Genomic DNA, 16,175 nt, shown 5'->3' on the forward strand with positions numbered 1-16,175 from the left:
ACACCCACGCTTGCCCACACGAACGGAGCCTGACCATGAAGAACAAGACGCGCATCACGATCCTGCTGTCCGCGGCCGCGATGGCCTTCGCGACACTCGCCTCGGCGAAGGAATGGACGACGATCCGCATCGGCGTCGACCCGACCTACCCGCCGTTCGAATCGACCGCGACCGACGGCAGCGTGCAGGGCTTCGACATCGATCTCGGCAACGCACTGTGCGCGAAGCTCAACGCGAAATGCGTGTGGGTGTCGAGCAGCTTCGACGGGCTGATTCCCGGGCTGCAGGCGCGCAAGTTCGACGTGATCCTGTCGTCGATGGCCGCGACCGAACAGCGCCGCCAGCAGATCGACTTCACCGATCGCCTGTACCGCAACCAGACGCGCCTGATCGCGCGCACCGGCTCCGGGCTGCTGCCCGACGCCGCGAAGCTCGCCGGCAAGCGGGTCGCGGTCGAACAGGGGACGATCCAGGAAACCTACGCGCGCGAAAAATGGGCGGCGGCGAAGGTCGAGGTGGTGCCGTATCCGAGCTACGACCAGGCCTATGCGGATCTCGTGACCGGCCGCGTGGACGGCGTGCTGATGGATGCGGTGCAGGGCCAGCTCGGCTTCCTGGCGACGCCGCGCGGCAAGGGCTTCTCGTTCGCGGGCGGGGTCGTGTTCGACCCGAAGATCATGGGCAACGGCGATGCGGCCGGCGTGCGCAAGGCCGATGCGGACCTGCGCGACGCACTGAATCGCGCGATCGCGCAGATCCGCGGCGACGGCACGTACAACCGGATCCAGTCGAAATACTTCGACTTCGACATGTACGGGAATTGACGACGGACATCACGGGCCGCGACGCGTGCGGGGCCGCTTCGCCGCACGCGCGCTGACCAGTTCTGCATTAGCGATCCTCAAGATCGTTTTCGGCCCGGCAGGGCTATAATCGCCGCTTTCGGTTTGGTCGTCGCCATGAAACCGCTGGCCGTTCCCTCTCTCGCGAACATCGCGTCGCGCCTTCGCCTGAAGCAGCTCAAGCTGCTGATCGCGCTCGAAAACCATGGCTCGCTGCACAAGGCCGCCGAAGAAATCGCGATCTCGCAGCCCGGCGCGACCAAGGTGCTGCGCGAGATCGAGGACATCCTCGGCATGCCGCTGTTCGAGCGGCAGCCGAAAGGCCTCGTCGCGAACGACCTCGGCCGCTGCGTCACGCGCTATGCGCGCCTCATCTACAGCGACCTCGAACACCTGCATACCGAAGTGCTCGCGATCACGCAGGGGCATGGCGGCCATCTGGCCGTCGGCGTGATCATGGGCGCGGTGCCGCTGCTCACGCGCGCGCTGACCGACCTGCGCCGGCGCCAGCCGCACCTGTCGGTCGAGATCGTCGAAGGCACCAGCGCGAGCCTGCTCGCCCTGATCGACGACGGCCGCATCGATCTCGCGATCTGCCGCAACGGCAACAACCGGCGCCCGGAAGCCTACGACTCTATCCCGCTGCAGTCCGAACCGCTCGCGGTCGTGACCGCGCGCACGCATGCGCTGGCCGAACGCGACGCGCTGACGCTGCGCGATCTCGCCGACGCGGAATGGGTCGCGTATCCGGTCAACACGCCGATGCGGCTCGCGCTCGAACGTGCGCTCGCGGATGCGGGCATCGAGGTGCCGAGTTATCCGATCGAGACGGCGTCGACGTTCGCGACGCTGACGCTGCTGCAGGCGAACCCGGAACTGGTCGCGGTGATCCCGCGCGAAGTCGCCGAGTTCGGCGAGCGCTTCGGCCTCGTCGCGTGCCTGCCGGTCGCGATCCCCGCGCTCGACGAGCCGTTCGGCGTGGTGGCCCGCACCTTCGCGCACCTGACACCCGGTGCGCGCATGCTCGTCGAGACGCTACAGCAGCCGCTGCCTACTTGATCGGCGAGAACGCGGCCGGACGCAGCAGCTTCGACTCCATCCTTTCCAGCATCGGGAACGCCTTCGGCACGAACTTCTCGAGCCAGTCCGGATCCTCGTACAGCGCGGTGCGCCGCTTGATGCGGTCGTCGAGGCTGTCGTACGCCCAGATGTGGACGACCTGGTTCAGCTCGCCGATTTCCGTGTACCACCAGCCGACCAGCGTCGCATAGCGGGAAATCACCGGCAGGCCTTCCTTCTCGAAGTGCCGCAGGTATTCGTTCATCTTGCCGATCTGGACCGTGTAGGTCCGCATTTCGTAATACATGACTGCTCCTGGTTGAATCGAATCGGGGAATCGTGGAATCGGAGGCGCGCGCATGAAGCGCCGCGCGATCAGATCTCGCCGGCGTATGCGGCGCGGATGATCGCTTCGACGTCGCGCGCGGTCGTCAGACGCGGATTGACGAGCACGTTGCCGCTGCGCATCGAGTCGGCCACCATCTGCGGCAGGTGCGCGAGATCGACGCCGAGTTCGCGGATGTTCGAAGGAATCGCGAGCGCGCGATTGAGTTCGACGATCTGCTCGACCAGCGCACGCGCGGCCGTTTCCGCATCGAGGCCGGCCACGTCGCCGCCGAGCGCTTCCGCGATGTCGCGGAACAGCGCCGGGCACGCCGGGCGGTTGAAGTCGATCACGTACGGCAGCAGCGCCGCGTTCGCGATGCCATGGGCAATGTTGAACACGCCGCCCATCGTGTGCGAGATCGCATGCACGTTGCCGAGCTTCGACTGCGAGAACGCGACGCCGGCGAGGAACGAGCCGAGCAGCATGTCTTCACGCGCGGCGAGGTCGGAGCCGACGTAGAACGCGGTGCGCAGGCTGCGCCCGATCAGGCGGATCGCGCCGAGCGCGAGCGACTGGCTGACCGGGTTCGCCTGCTTCGACACGTACGATTCGATCGCGTGGGTCAGCGCGTCCATCCCGGTGGCCGCCGTGATCGGCGCGGGCAGCTTCAGCGTGAGTTCCGCATCGAGGATCGCGAGCTTCGGGAAAATCTTGTGGCTGACGATCACGGTCTTGAACAGCGTTTCCTGGTTCGTGAACACCGTCGACGCCGTGCACTCGCTGCCGGTGCCCGACGTGGTCGGGATCGCGAAGATCGGCAGCGGTTCGTCGGGAATCCTGTTGTAGCCCTCGTAATCGAGGATCGTGCCGCCGTTGGTCGCCATCGCGGCCACGCCCTTCGCGGTGTCGATGCTGCTGCCGCCGCCGACGCCGATCACCGCGGTGCAGCGGTGCTCCTTCAGGAACGTCAGCGCGCTGTCGAGCACCGCTGTGCTCGGGTTCGCCTCGACACCCGAGAAGATTGCGTACGCAACGTCCGCGTCGCGCAGCGACGCGAAAAATCCTTCGAGCACGCCGCTCTTGATCAGGCCTTCGTCGGTCACGACCAGCAGCTTGCCGTCGAACAGCGGCTTCAGCAGTTCGCCGGCCTGGCGCGCGAGGCCGTTGCCGAATTTCAGCGTGGTGGGAAAGAAGTATTGGAATGGGTTCATGGTGCTTTCTCCGTGTGAAGTCTCCGCACCAGACACTACAAGCGGCCGAGCGCCGCCGGTAATGAAAAAACCGGATCGCCCGATAACGGCCGCTTATTCCCTCGCACGCCGCGCCGTTTGGTTATCACGCGATCACGAAGCGTCATTAGGCAAGACGCGGCGGCCGCCCTACAGTCGCTGCACGGAACGCGTCATCGCACCGCAACCATAACGACGGAGACAACCATGCCCCTCTCGCATTCCCCTGCCGCATCGACCGCATCGGCGTCGCTCGACGCGGCGGCCCGGCCGACCAGCGTCCGCTGGCGCATCTTCCTGCTCATGCTGCTGCTCGTCGCGATCAACTACATCGATCGCGCGTCGCTGTCGGTCGCGATGCCGCTGATCGCGCCGGAATTCAACCTGTCGCCCGCGCTCGAAGGGCTGATGCTCAGCGCGTTCTTCTGGTCGTACGCGCTGATGCAGATCCCGGTCGGCGTGATGCTCGACCGCTATCACACGCGCGGCATCATCGCGACCGCGACGCTCGCGTGGGGCGCGTTCCAGGCGCTCGGTGCGGCCTCGCACAACTGGTTGCTGCTGATGCTCACGCGCATGGGCCTCGGCTTCTCCGAATCGCCGGTGTTTCCGGCCGGCGCGAAGCTGATCGGCTCGTGGCTCACGCCGCACGAGCGCGGCCGCGGCGCCGTGCTGGTCGACGGCGGCGCACCGCTCGGCAGCGCGCTCGGCGCGATCCTGATCTCCGCGCTGATCGCGTGGTTCGGCTCGTGGCGCATCGCGTTCGTGATCGCCGGTATCGGCACGATGCTGGTGGGCGTGCTCGTGTGGCGCTATATCCGCAACCATCCGTCCGAGCATCCGGGCGTCAACGCGGCCGAGCTCGAGCACATCACGCGCGCGAACCCGCCGGCACAGGCCGCGGCCGAACGCGTGCCGCTGCGCGAACTCGTGAAGGACCGTTCGGTGCTCGCGATGTTCGCCGGCTACAGCTGCATCCTCGCGGTGTTCTACGGGCTGCTCACGTGGATGCCGAGCTACCTGCACAAGACCTACGGCTTCAACATCGCGACGACGGGCAGCGCAACGTTCGTCATCTTCATGTCGGGCTTCGTCGGCGAACTGATCGGCGGGACCATCGGCGACCGCTGGAAAGCGTCGGGGGCATCGCCGAACCTCGTGATGCGCACGATGTTCAGCGGCTCGTCGCTGATCGCCGCCGCGTGCATCCTGGCCGCCGCGTACATCGCGAACGCCAATGCGGTCGTGCTGCTGCTCAGCATCGCGATGTTCTTCATCCGCTTCTGCGGGATGTACTGGAGCCTGCCCGCGATCGTCGGCGGCCCCGAGCGCGCGGGCGTGCTCGGCGGCACGATGAACTTCTGCGGCAGCATGGTCGGCGTGGTGGTGCCGATCCTGATCGGGCTGATCGTCCAGTGGTCGGGCTCGTACTTCCTCGCGCTGCTGTTCTTCGTCGCGATGGCCGTGCTGATCGCGGTATTCTCCAGCCTGATCGACTACCGGCCGCGCACGCACGGCCAAGAAGCTCCGACAAAATGAACTGATGCGGCTGCTCACCTGCCGCACGCGCCGTTCACCTCTTCGTTGTTTCGCTGACGAGGAGGTCATGGCAACACCGATACTCGATGGCGAACTGTGGTCACTGATCCAAACGCCGCTGCTACCACCGAAACCACGTCGCGCGCGATACCCGGGGTGCTGACCAGCATTCTGTTCGTGCCGCAGTCCGGCATTTCCTGGAAGATGCTTCCGCAGGAAACGGGCTGCGGCTCGGGCATGAGCTGCTGGCGCTGACTGCGCGACTGGCAACAGCCTGGCTGCACAACTTCGGGCGACTGCGCATCCGGTTCGAACGCCTCGCGGCGATCCACGAAGCGTTCATGAAGATCGCCGCTTGCATCATCTGCTGGCGACGGCTTCCAAACTCATTGTGTGAGCGCTTCCTGGAGCGTTGCGGCATCGCGCAACTCGCGAAGGAGAAAGCGCTGCAAGGCCTGTACCGCCGACATGCGATCGCTGCCATCCGCATGGCTGAACAAGCCGAATTCCGCCGATGGCGGGTGCGGCAATCCGGTGGCAGCCGGATCGAGCACGCGCATCGAATCGCGCCGGACGTTCCATTCGAGCAGGACCGTGACCCCCAGCCCTGCTTCGACTGCGGATTGAATGGCGGCCAGGCTCGTGCTCGTGCAGATGACTTTCCATGCGACCCGAGCATCGCGCAATGACGCATACAGCCTGTCTTGCCACGGGCACGCACCGCCGAATGCGACGAACGGCAATGGACCGTGGCGGACATCTCCGTCATACGCAAGGCCAGCCGCCCAGAACAGCGGATGCCGCCACCGCACGAGCGGTTCCGCACGAATGAACGTCGGGTCGATGATCGCGAAATCGAGCGAGCCATTCATGAAATCCTGCGACAGCGCCTTGCTCGAATCGACGACGATCTCCACGGCGACATTCGGGAACGACGCGCCAAAATCACGCAGCGTGTGCGGCAGATGGCCAACAGCGATGTCCTCGAGGAGGCCGAGCCGGACCGTCCCTGAGATCTCACCTGCATTCAGCGCAGCGCGCGCCGCGATCCCGATGTCGAGCATGCGCTGTGCGTAAGGCAGCAGCACGCTGCCCGCCGGGGTCGGCTTGATGCCGCGTGGCGAACGTTCGAGCAGGCGCTGCCCGACCGATTCTTCCAGCCGGCGCAATGCCATGCTGACGGCGGCCTGCGTGCGATGCAGCGCCTGCGCCGCCTCGCTCACGCTACCGGTTTCGACCACGATCAGAAAGGTGCGCAACAAGCCGCTGTCGAGATCCCGAGCCATAAATATTCTTGAAGCGCCCATAAAAAATTCGAGCTTATACCAAACGAACATGCGTGGTTAACATCGCCGCATCGCCATTATGGAGCACTGCATGAACGAAGAAACCGGAAGCATCCGGGCCGGCCGGCACACGACCGCTTCCACACCGGTTGCGCGCGACGCGTTCACGGCGAATGCGGCCTTTGGCGCGTCGCGGACACGACGCTTCCAGGCGGCTCTGGCACCCGGGTTCGCCGTGGTGTCGATGTGCAGCGTCCAGCTCGGCGCTGCGCTGTCGCGGCCCGCGATGATCGAGTACGGAACGTTCAGCACGACCTGGCTGCGCCTGTGCTTCGCCGCCTTCGCGCTGGCCGTGATCGTGCGCCCGCCCGTCCGGCGCTATTCCCGGCAGCGCTGGATCGCCGCCATCGCGCTCGGCTGCGCGATGGCCTGCATGACACTGTGCTTCTTCGAGGCGGTCAAGCGCGTGCCGCTCGGGCTCGCGGTCGCGATCAATTTTCTGGGGCCGCTGTGCGTCGCGACCATCGGCGTACGCAAGATCCGGATGCTCGCGTGGCCCGCGCTCGCCCTGGCAGGAATCGTGCTGCTCGCGCGCCAGGACGACATGTGGATCGTGCCCGTTGCGGCGCTCGTATTCCCGCTCGGCTCGGCGCTCGGATGGGCCGCCTACATCCTGATGATGAAGCGCGTCGGGTCGCTGTTCGATGGTCTGCAAGGCCTGTCCACGTCGCTGATCGTCGCGGCGCTCGTGACCGCGCCATTCGGCCTCGCGGAAAGCGGCGGGCATTTTCCGGCCGGGCAATTGATCGACGCTGCCGGTCTCGCCGTGCTCGTCCCGCTCTTGCCTTATGTTCTGGAGATGATTGCGTTACGGCGCATGACGGCGTCGGCGTTTGGCATCCTGATGAGCGTCGAGCCTGCGATTGCCTCGGCAATCGGATTTGCGGTACTCGGGCAGCCCATGACCCTGCTGCAAAGTATCGGCACGTTGTTTGTCATCGGTGCCAGCGCAGGCGCCGTGATGCAGCAGTAGCCGGCTCCACAAGGCTTGGCTGGCATGCGCTTCGTCGCCTCGCGATCGGAGTCGGAGTCGGAGTCGGAGTCGGAGTCGGAGTCGGAATGACAAGACAGGCGCTGGCCGCGATCGACGATTCGAGTGCAGGGTGATGTTGAGCGACCTGTTTGTCCGCCAAACGCCTGCTCCGGGCAGCTCCAGGGTCTGTTTACATTTGTGCGGGTTGTCGGGTCATCCGGTCCGCTCGGTTCGGGCGACTATTCGCCGGTGATTGCGTCACATGCTGGTAGGATGAAGTTCGTTTCTGCTTGCATTGATGATCTGACCTGTAACCGCCTCATTCTCGGAGTAGACATGGTTGATATTTCACGTGAGACCGTCGAACAAACTGAGCGTCGCCTTCGACGAGTCATCACCGAGGCACGCCTACGGATTTACTCCGGCACGTACACGTTCATTGAATTTCCGCTGGATCAATTCCCAAGCGCTGTGCGGGCCGACGCACTTGCCTTGGTGCGAGACGACAACGTGTGGAGTCAGCTTGTGCCGAGTGACGGCTCACACCAGGAACAGTTCGGCATCTTTCGATTCCACTTCCCGGCAGGGGCAGACAATAGTGGCTTCGTTGGCTGGCTGGCTACCCATCTCAAGAATCGATTTGGCACCGGCGTATTTGTGACGTGCGGACAGAATCATGCGGATGGCGGTATCTTCGATTACTGGGGCGTACCCGAGACGCTGGCAGACGAGGTGATCGAGGAAGTCAAGCGGCTTGTTCAGGGGCAGAGCGATCATCGATAATGCTCATCCGATACAGCACGCGGCTATAGCGACGCTTGGTTTTTCTGTTCGAGCGAAGCGGGATGACGGCCTTCGCACGCGGAGAGTGGATACTCTCCACAAACGCGTTCGAGTCGTAGCCTTTGTCAGCGATGACCGCAACGGCACGCAAGTGCTAAACCAGTCATTCGCGCACGAAATATCGCAGCGGTTGAATCAGTGACCGCAATTCGCCATCGAGTATCGGTTTTGCCGTGCTCTCGTCGTCAGCGAAACAACGAAGTGGTGAGCAGAGCGTGCGGCAGGTTAGCAGCTCCATCCGTTCATTTTGTTAGAGATTCTAATTGAACGGCCAAGCGCGCGCCCGAACGGCGCGCCGCACCGCACCGCACCGCCCCGACGATGCCCGCTTGCGCGGGCATTTTTTATCGACTCGCGTCGACCGGCCCGATCAGCGATCGATCGGCAGCGGCGCGTTCGCGGCGACGAGCCCCTGCTCGCGCATCTCGCGCCAGAAGTCGGCGGGAATCGTCGCGTTCAGCGCGTCGACATCTTCCGCGATGCGCGCCGGACGGCTCGCACCGGGAATCACCGACGCGACCGCGGGATGCGCGAGCACGAACTGCAGCGCGGCCGCCTTGACCGGCACGTCGTAGCGTGCGGCGATCGCCTTGATGCGTTCGACCTTCGCGACGATTTCCGGCGAAGCCTTCTGGTATTCGAAGTGCGCGCCGCCGACCAGCACGCCCGAACTGTACGGACCCCCGACGACGATCCCGACGCCTAGCGCGGCTGCCACCGGCATCACGCGCTGCAGCGCGCGCTCGTGATCGAGCAACGTATAGCGGCCGGCCAGCAGCATGCCGTCCGGCTGCGGTTCGGCGAGGTCGAGCGCGAGTTCGATCGGCTCGACGCGGTTCACGCCGAGCCCCCACGCGCCGATCACGCCTTCTTCGCGCAGCTTGCCCAGCACGCGGAACGCGCCCTTGCGCGCGACCTCGAACTGCGCGAGCCATTCGTCGCCGTAGATGTCCTGCGCGATGTCGTGCACCCACACGATGTCGAGCCGATCGGTACGCAGGCGCTTCAGGCTGCCCTCGATCGAGCGCAGCGTCGCGTCGGCCGTGTAGTCGCTGACGAGCCGGTTCGCGCGGCCATGCGCGAAGATTCCGGTCTTCTCGCCGTAGTCGCGCGCGCTCGCGCCTTCCATTTCGTCGAGCACGACGCGGCCTACCTTCGTGCTGATCACGTAGTCGTCGCGCCGATGGCCGGCGAGCACGTCGCCCAGACGCGACTCGGCCAGCCCCGCGCCGTACGACGGCGCGGTGTCGAAGTAGCGGATCCCGCGCGCCCACGCGGCTTCGACAGTCGCGGCGGCTTCGTCGTCGGGGATGTCGCGGAACATGTTGCCGAGCGGGGCGGCGCCGAAACCGAGCGTGTTGTCGGCCGGCAGCGTGGCTTTGAGACGCATGCATTTCTCCACAGGTCACGGAAAGTGCGTCCAGTCTAGGTTGCATGGTTATGTCTGTCCAAGACATAATTCATCAAACTTGAGTCCCACGAGGTCTTATATGCTCGACATCCGTCAGCTTCAATATTTCATCGCGGTCGCGGAGGAAGAACACGTCGGCCGCGCCGCCGAACGGCTGCACATTTCGCAGTCGCCGCTCAGCCGCCAGATCGCGCAGCTCGAGGAAAAGCTCGGGCTGACGCTGTTCGAGCGCAGCCAGCAACGCATTCGTCTGACGCGCGACGGCCGCACGTTCCTCAGCGAGACGCAGGCGTTCCTGCGCCATGCGAACCGGCTGGAATCGCTCGCGCGCCGGCTCGGCCGCGGCGACGAAGGCGGGCTCTGCATCGGCTACCTGGAAACGGCCACGCACTCGGGCGTGCTGCCGCGCGCGCTGAAGACGTTGCGCGCGGACCGCCCGGCCGTCCACATCGCGCTATACAACTACACGTCCGCCGCGCAGCTCGAAGGCCTGCGCGAGCGCAGTCTCGACATCGCGCTCGTGACCGAGCCGCCCGCGCCCGACGATCCGGAACTCGAATCGATGCGCGTGCTGAACGATCCGATGCTGCTCGCGCTGCCCGAAGGCCATCCGCTCGCGAAGAAGAAGACGCTCGCGGCCGACGACCTCGCGACGCAGCCGTGGATCGGGGTCACGCAGCAGGAAAGCGCGCCGCGTCACGGCGCGTTCGTCGCCGCGTGCGCGAAGGCCGGTTTCTCGCCGGATATTTCCGTCGAGGCGAGCGAGCCGCTCGCGGCGCTCGGGCTCGTCGCCGCCGGGCTCGGCGTGACGATGATCCAGCAGAGCCTGCGTCACCAGGTGCCGGATGGCGTCGTGCTGCGCGAGCTGCCGTGGTTCAGCTATCGCACGCCGCTGTGGGCCGCGTGGCACAAGGTCAACTTGCGGCCGCTGGTCGGCGTGTTCCGCGAGATCCTGACCGGCGAGGATGTGGTCGCGACGGTCGAGTGACGAGACGGGGGGGCGCGATCGCCGGCAAAGACAGGGAATCTATCGTGCCGTCCGCCTCCCCCCACACGATTCCGGCTGAAATCGATCGAGCCGGCATCGGTCCGCATGCGATTGCATGCGCGATACCTGATGCCGGCTTCCCCCCGCTCGCGCGTCAGTTCGCGAGCGTGACCTTCCCGTCCATCAGCCGGTTGATCGCCAGCGGATTCGATGTCTTCAGCGCCTCGGGCAGCAGCGCCTCCGGCATGTCCTGATAGCAGACCGGCCGCAGGAAACGACGGATCGCGAGACTGCCGACCGACGTCGTACGCCCGTCCGCGGTGGCCGGATACGGGCCGCCGTGCACCATCGCATGCGCGACTTCCACGCCGGTGCCGAAACCGTTGACGAGCACGCGGCCCGCGCGCCGCTCCAGTGCAGGCAGGAACGTGCGCGCGGCGGCGTAGTCGGCTTCGTCGATATGGAGCGCCGTCGTCAACTGCCCTTCCAGCGACTCGATCAGATCGAGCATCGTGTCGAGGTCCGGACAGCGGACGATCAGCGACGCCGCGCCGAACATCTCCTCATGCAGCGCCTTCGACTCGCGGAACGCATCCGCGCTCGTCGAGAACAGCGCACCCTGCCCCTGATTCGCGCCGGCCGGCGCATGCGCGCGCGCGACGGTGCGCACCTGCGGATGCTGCGCGAGCGCGGCCACCGAACGCTCGAAGGCCTGGTGAATGCCCGGCGTGAGCATCGTCGCCGCCGCGGCCTGGGCGAGCCGCTCCGCCGCCGCGGCGGTAAAGCGCTCGAGCGCCGGCCCGTCCACGGCGAGGATCAACCCCGGATTCGTGCAGAACTGCCCGGCGCCGAGCGTCAGCGACTGCACGAACTGCTGCGCGATCGCGTCGCCGCGCGCGTCGAGTGCGTTCGGGAACAGCAGCACCGGATTGATGCTGCTCATTTCCGCGTACACGGGGATCGGCTCGGGCCGCGCGTTCGCAAGCGCGATCAGCGCGGTGCCGGCATGGCGCGAACCGGTGAAGCCGACCGCCTTGATGCGCCGATCGCGCACCAGCCCCTGCCCGATCTCGAGGCCGGTGTCGAACAGCAGCGAGAACGTGCCTTCCGGCATCCCGCACGTCTTCACCGCCTGCTGCACGGCGATTCCGACCAGTTCCGACGTGCCCGGATGCGCCGGGTGCGCTTTCACGATCACCGGGCAGCCGGCCGCGAGCGCGGACGCCGTATCGCCGCCCGCGACCGAGAATGCCAGCGGGAAATTGCTCGCGCCGAACACCGCGACCGGCCCGAGGCCGATATGACGCAGGCGGAGGTCGGGACGCGGCGCCGGCTGACGCGTCGGCTGCGCCGGATCGATGCGCGCGTCGAGGTAGTCGCCCGCGCGCACCACGTCGGCGAACATCCGCAGCTGGCCGACCGTTCGGCCGCGCTCGCCTTCGACGCGGGCGCGCGGCAGGCCCGTTTCCGCGACGCAGCGCTCGACCAGTTCGTCGCCGAGCGCGAGGATGTTCGCCGCGATCGTCTCGAGGAACGTCGCGCGCGCGTCGGGTTGCGTTTCGCGATACGTGTCGAACGCGGCCCAGGCGAGCGCGCATGCTTCATCGAGATCGACGCTGCTCGCGCCGCCGAAGGCCGGCGCCATGCGTTCGCCGCTGGATGCGTTGACCGCGTATGTGTCGCCGTTTGTGCCGCGCCGTGCGCGCGAGCCGATCAGCAGGTTGCCTGCGAGTGTCATGTTCGTTTCCTCTGTAGATGGATCGGGGGCGAACGCCGTGCGATCACGGGCTCGCATAGGTGTTGTGTGTTGTTTGTCGTGCCGGCGCGCCTGTCGCGTCGCCGTGAATGGGCCGGGCGGTTCGAATCCGTGCGGCGGGGCGCCCGATGCCGGGCTCGCATCACCCGGCCCCGACATCGCGTGCATTGCCGTCGAGCCGCATCGTCGGTGCGCCGGTGCGTCGATAGCCGCCTCGAACGATCAGAACGTTCCCGGATACGCGCCGCCGTCGAGCAGTACGTTCTGGCCCGTCAGGTAGCCCGCGTGCGCGCTGCACAGGAACGCGCACACCGCGCCGAATTCGTCGGCCGAGCCGAAGCGCCCGGCCGGCACGGCCTGCCGCTTCGCTTCGCGCATCGCTTCGTAATCCTTGCCTTCCGCCTTCGCCGACGCATCCGTCGCCTTCTTCAGGCGATCGGTGTCGAACAGCCCCGGCAACAGGTTGTTGATCGTCACGTTGCGCGTCGCGATGCGCTTTTGCCGCGCGATGCCCGCGACGAAGCCGGTCAGGCCCGTGCGCGCGCCGTTCGACAGGCCGAGCACGTCGATCGGCGCCTTCACCGCGCTCGACGTGATGTTGACGATGCGGCCGAAGCCACGTTCGGTCATCCCGTCGACGGTCGCCTTGATCAACTCGATCGCGGTCAGCATGTTCGCGTCGAGCGCGGCGATCCAGTCGTCGCGCGTCCATTCGCGGAAGTCGCCCGGCGGCGGGCCGCCCGCGTTGTTCACGAGGATATCGACGTGCGGCGCGGCCGCGAGCGCCGCCGCGCGGCCCGCGCTCGTCGTGATGTCGCCGGCCACCGCGATCACCGTGACGGCCGGATTGAGCGCGCGCAGTTCCCGGGCGGTCGCGTCGAGCGCGTCGCTGCCGCGCGCGGTGATCACGACGTTCACGCCCTCGGCGACGAGCGCCTGCGCGCACCCCTTGCCGAGCCCCTTGCTCGCTGCGCAAACCAGCGCCCAGCGGCCTTCGATGTTCAGGTTCATCTGCGTTCTTCCTGGAATGCCGTGCGCGCCGCCCGGTGCCGCCGCGTGCGCCGGCCGGCACGCTCACGCGCCGACGCTGCCGCCCGCGCAGCGCGTGCCGGCGGCGCACCGACTGACGCGCACGTCCGAAATGCGCGGGAAAGCCGCGCAATGGGCCAGCATACGGAGTCCGCCCCCGCGCGACAATTGACAGGATGTGATACCGGTATAACCGCGCGTTATCGGTCGTTGCCCCGCCGCCGCATGCGGGCGCGTTCCGCGTCCATCGCATGACGCCGCGGCGGCCGGACGACGAACGGTGCGACCGCAACGCCGACGACGGCTCGGCACGTTCATACGACGATTGGCGATGCACACGCGGCGGCGCCGGTGCCGCGCGTCGTCACGGATGAAAACCCGCCACGACGCACGGCGCCGGCGGGTGCCGACACGGCCGGCACCCGTTCACCGCGCGCGACATCGTCACACCGTCACGCGATCGCGCCGCTACGCCACGACACCGTCACGCCGCGAACCGCTTCGCCAGTTCGGCGAGACCGTCCTCGTAGATGCCGCGGAAGAGGCTGATCGCTTCGTCGTCGGTCGCGCCGTGCGGCGTGAACGTGCCCGACCACTCGACCGTCGCGGCGTTCGCGCCGTTCTCGCGCACGCGCAGCGTGGAGCGATAGTTCACGACCGGGAACGGCGCTTCGAGGATCGCGTACGTGTAGCTGCGTGCCGCGTCGTCGAAGGCGACCAGCCGCTCGACGATCGCGTCGCCGTCCGGGTTCGCGAGGCTGCGCACGCGACCGCCTTCGCTCAGCTCGCTCGCCGGGATGTACGACAGCCAGTCGGGCAGCGACCCGAAGCCGCCGATCAGTGTCCAGACCGTGTCGGCCGAAGCCGCGATCTCGATGCTTGCATTGGCCTGTGCCATGTCATCACCTTTCAGGATCAACGATCGGTCGGCAGCGGCGCATTGGCCGCAATCAGACCTTGTTCACGCATTTCGCGCCAGAAGTCGGCCGGAATCACCACGTTCAGCGCAGCCTGGTCTTCCGCGATCCGCTCCGGACGGCTCGCGCCCGGAATCACCGCGACGGTGGCCGGATGCGACATCGAGAACTGCAGCGCGGCGGCCTTGATCGGCACGTCGTAGCGCGCGGCGATCGCCTTGATGCGCTCGACCTTCGCGAGGATTTCCGGCGAAGCCTTCTGGTATTCGAAGTGCGTGCCACCCGCGAGTACGCCCGAGCTGTACGGGCCGCCGACGACGATCCCGACGTCCTGCGCGGCAGCCGCCGGCATCACGCGTTGCAGCGCGCGCTCGTGATCGAGCAGCGTGTAGCGGCCGGCGAGCAGCATGCCGTCCGGTTGCGGTTCGGCGAGGTCGAGCACCAGTTCGATCGGCTCGACGCGGTTCACGCCGAGGCCCCACGCCTTGATCACGCCTTCTTCGCGCAGCTTGCTCAGCACGCGGAATGCGCCCTTGCGCGCGACTTCGAACTGCGCGAGCCATTCGTCGCCGTAGAAGTCCTGTGCGATGTCGTGCACCCAGACGATGTCGAGGCGGTCGGTGCGCAGGCGCTTCAGGCTGTCCTCGATCGAGCGCAGCGTCGCGTCGGCCGTGTAGTCGTTGACGATGCGGTTCGGCCGGCCGTGTTCGAACAGGCCGCCCTTCTCGCCGAGATCGCGCGCCGACACGTCCTCGACTTCGTCGAGGATCACGCGGCCGACCTTGGTGCTCAGTACGTATTCGTCACGCGGGTGATTCGCCAGCGCGTCGCCGAGGCGGATTTCCGCGAGGCCGGCGCCGTAGAACGGGGCCGAATCGAAATAACGGATGCCGTGTTGCCATGCCGCTTCGACGGTGGCCGCGGCTTCCGCGTCGGGGATGTTGCGGAACATGTTGCCGAGCGGGGCAGTACCGAAACCAAGGATCTTGTTACCGGGCAGCTTGTCTTTGAGACTCATCATTTTCTCCAGGGGTGAGGGAAAGCGAGTTCAGTCTAGGCAGACGGGTTAAGTCTGTCCAAGACGGAATTCGACACAGTTGAGTCCCTGGAGGTCTAAAACGTGGTCTGAAGGGGTGGGCGGATATCGCGTCCGGAGGGTCCGTTCGCGCGGCGGCCCCGCCCGACAAGGCTGGCGACGGAATCGGCCGCCGATTCGTGATTTCAGATCAAAAGTGATTTCGCCGGTGAGCACGATCGGCAACGCCACGCGTGCCCCCAATTGCCGCACGCCTGCAACGCGTCGCGCAAAGGAATCCCCGTTGCGCCTCTTTCGAAGGCGCAACGGGGAAAAGCCGCCTGGTGATCGAATCTGCGTTCCGTCGCAATGCGCGGCTCATGCCCTCAGGCGTGACCGTCCCCTTGCGTATCCCGGGCATCGCCCAGCATCGTGACGAGGACGAGCGCTGCAATCAGGCCCAGGTGCTCGAAGAAACCGTTGAGCGCCATGAAACGCGCCGCGCCCGTCTGGTTCCAGAAGTCGTTCGCCACCAGCATCGCGACGAGCGTCAGCATGCCGAGACTGCCGGCGCCGAGCCATGTGAAGCGGCGAAACACCACGCACAGCGAACCGCCGATCTCGACGACAATCGCCAGTGCAGCCCATAGCGCAGGCGGATGAAGGCCGAAATGCGCCTGCTCCGCGACCGCGCCGTCGAAGTCGAGCGCCTTCGCGACGCCGCCGATCAGAAAGGCGGAAACGAGTGCAAGCCGGACCAGCGCGCCGACCCACGGCTGCGCGAGCAGGACACGGATCCACGCGGGGCTGTACCGGCCGATCGTCGTCGACATGTCAGACCGCCCAGCACGAACAGCCGAACGCGCCCCAGAAGCCCTTCGCGTCCGAGGTCGGCAGCGT

At 66.5% G+C, this 16,175-nt stretch carries 15 protein-coding genes and 3 pseudogenes; 8 read left to right on the plus strand and 10 right to left on the minus strand.

What is annotated here, in order from left to right; all coding sequences use genetic code 11:
* Positions 1-35 precede the first annotated feature (35 nt).
* Positions 36-824, plus strand: coding sequence for an ABC transporter substrate-binding protein (locus U5A56_RS34690; protein ID WP_044847144.1), 789 nt, complete (start codon positions 36-38; stop codon positions 822-824).
* A 135-nt stretch (positions 825-959) separates the two neighbouring features.
* Entirely contained in the window at positions 960-1,901 is a 942-nt protein-coding gene (locus U5A56_RS34695; protein WP_044847143.1) for a LysR family transcriptional regulator, read from the plus strand.
* Here the strand turns inward: U5A56_RS34695 and U5A56_RS34700 are convergent.
* Complete coding sequence (locus U5A56_RS34700; protein WP_257773282.1) at positions 1,894-2,208, minus strand: NIPSNAP family protein; 315 nt, start codon at positions 2,206-2,208, stop codon at positions 1,894-1,896. The two genes, U5A56_RS34695 and U5A56_RS34700, sit on opposite strands and share 8 nt — an antisense overlap.
* A 68-nt stretch (positions 2,209-2,276) precedes the next feature.
* Positions 2,277-3,440 carry an iron-containing alcohol dehydrogenase gene (locus U5A56_RS34705; RefSeq protein WP_321803764.1) on the minus strand — a complete coding sequence of 388 codons (1,164 nt, stop codon included), beginning with the start codon at positions 3,438-3,440 and terminating at the stop codon, positions 2,277-2,279.
* Between the two features lie 225 nt (positions 3,441-3,665).
* Here U5A56_RS34705 and U5A56_RS34710 point away from each other — a divergent pair, with 225 nt between their 5' ends.
* The 3 genes and pseudogenes from U5A56_RS34710 to U5A56_RS37250 form a co-directional block, all read left to right on the plus strand.
* Positions 3,666-4,997 carry an MFS transporter gene (locus U5A56_RS34710; protein ID WP_321927056.1) on the plus strand — a complete coding sequence of 444 codons (1,332 nt, stop codon included), beginning with the start codon at positions 3,666-3,668 and terminating at the stop codon, positions 4,995-4,997.
* 67 nt (positions 4,998-5,064) lie between these two features.
* Positions 5,065-5,249 (plus strand): annotated as a pseudogene (locus U5A56_RS34715) (IS5/IS1182 family transposase); the annotation flags it as partial.
* Positions 5,250-5,269: 20 nt separating this feature from the next.
* Positions 5,270-5,368, plus strand: a pseudogene (locus U5A56_RS37250) (IS5/IS1182 family transposase); the annotation flags it as partial.
* A 15-nt stretch (positions 5,369-5,383) separates the two neighbouring features.
* Here U5A56_RS37250 and U5A56_RS34720 read toward each other — a convergent pair.
* Positions 5,384-6,283 carry a LysR family transcriptional regulator gene (locus tag U5A56_RS34720; RefSeq protein ID WP_321927071.1) on the minus strand — a complete coding sequence of 300 codons (900 nt, stop codon included), beginning with the start codon at positions 6,281-6,283 and terminating at the stop codon, positions 5,384-5,386.
* A gap of 91 nt (positions 6,284-6,374) precedes the next feature.
* Between U5A56_RS34720 and U5A56_RS34725 the strand changes: the two genes are divergently transcribed.
* The gene (locus U5A56_RS34725; RefSeq protein WP_415749256.1) at positions 6,375-7,316 is read left to right on the plus strand and encodes an EamA family transporter; all 942 of its coding nucleotides are present in this window, start codon (positions 6,375-6,377) and stop codon (positions 7,314-7,316) included.
* A 336-nt stretch (positions 7,317-7,652) separates the two neighbouring features.
* A complete protein-coding gene (locus U5A56_RS34730; protein WP_044847195.1) occupies positions 7,653-8,099 on the plus strand; it encodes a DUF6196 family protein in 447 nt (148 codons plus the stop codon).
* Here U5A56_RS34730 and U5A56_RS34735 read toward each other — a convergent pair.
* A pseudogene (locus U5A56_RS34735) lies at positions 8,086-8,253 on the minus strand (transposase); the annotation flags it as partial. The gene U5A56_RS34730 and the pseudogene U5A56_RS34735 overlap by 14 nt on opposite strands.
* 276 nt (positions 8,254-8,529) lie before the next feature.
* The gene (locus tag U5A56_RS34740) at positions 8,530-9,549 is read right to left on the minus strand and encodes an aldo/keto reductase (RefSeq protein WP_321927058.1); all 1,020 of its coding nucleotides are present in this window, start codon (positions 9,547-9,549) and stop codon (positions 8,530-8,532) included.
* Between the two features lie 100 nt (positions 9,550-9,649).
* Between U5A56_RS34740 and U5A56_RS34745 the strand changes: the two genes are divergently transcribed.
* The gene (locus U5A56_RS34745) at positions 9,650-10,558 is read left to right on the plus strand and encodes a LysR family transcriptional regulator (protein ID WP_321927059.1); all 909 of its coding nucleotides are present in this window, start codon (positions 9,650-9,652) and stop codon (positions 10,556-10,558) included.
* A gap of 154 nt (positions 10,559-10,712) precedes the next feature.
* Here U5A56_RS34745 and U5A56_RS34750 read toward each other — a convergent pair whose 3' ends face one another.
* The 5 genes from U5A56_RS34750 to U5A56_RS34770 form a co-directional block, all read right to left on the minus strand.
* A complete protein-coding gene (locus U5A56_RS34750; RefSeq protein ID WP_321927061.1) occupies positions 10,713-12,296 on the minus strand; it encodes an aldehyde dehydrogenase (NADP(+)) in 1,584 nt (527 codons plus the stop codon).
* A 240-nt stretch (positions 12,297-12,536) separates the two neighbouring features.
* Positions 12,537-13,325 carry an SDR family oxidoreductase gene (locus U5A56_RS34755; RefSeq protein ID WP_321803752.1) on the minus strand — a complete coding sequence of 263 codons (789 nt, stop codon included), beginning with the start codon at positions 13,323-13,325 and terminating at the stop codon, positions 12,537-12,539.
* A gap of 502 nt (positions 13,326-13,827) precedes the next feature.
* Positions 13,828-14,241 carry an SRPBCC family protein gene (locus tag U5A56_RS34760; RefSeq protein WP_321812290.1) on the minus strand — a complete coding sequence of 138 codons (414 nt, stop codon included), beginning with the start codon at positions 14,239-14,241 and terminating at the stop codon, positions 13,828-13,830.
* A gap of 17 nt (positions 14,242-14,258) precedes the next feature.
* Positions 14,259-15,278, minus strand: coding sequence for an aldo/keto reductase (locus tag U5A56_RS34765; RefSeq protein ID WP_321822378.1), 1,020 nt, complete (start codon positions 15,276-15,278; stop codon positions 14,259-14,261).
* Positions 15,279-15,661: 383 nt separating this feature from the next.
* Positions 15,662-16,108, minus strand: a complete 447-nt coding sequence (locus U5A56_RS34770) for a DoxX family protein (RefSeq protein ID WP_321927063.1) — start codon at positions 16,106-16,108, stop codon at positions 15,662-15,664.
* Positions 16,109-16,175: the final 67 nt, after the last annotated feature.

The sequence above is a fragment of the Burkholderia sp. BCC1998 genome (assembly GCF_905339875.1).
Taxonomy (GTDB): Bacteria; Pseudomonadota; Gammaproteobacteria; order Burkholderiales; family Burkholderiaceae; genus Burkholderia.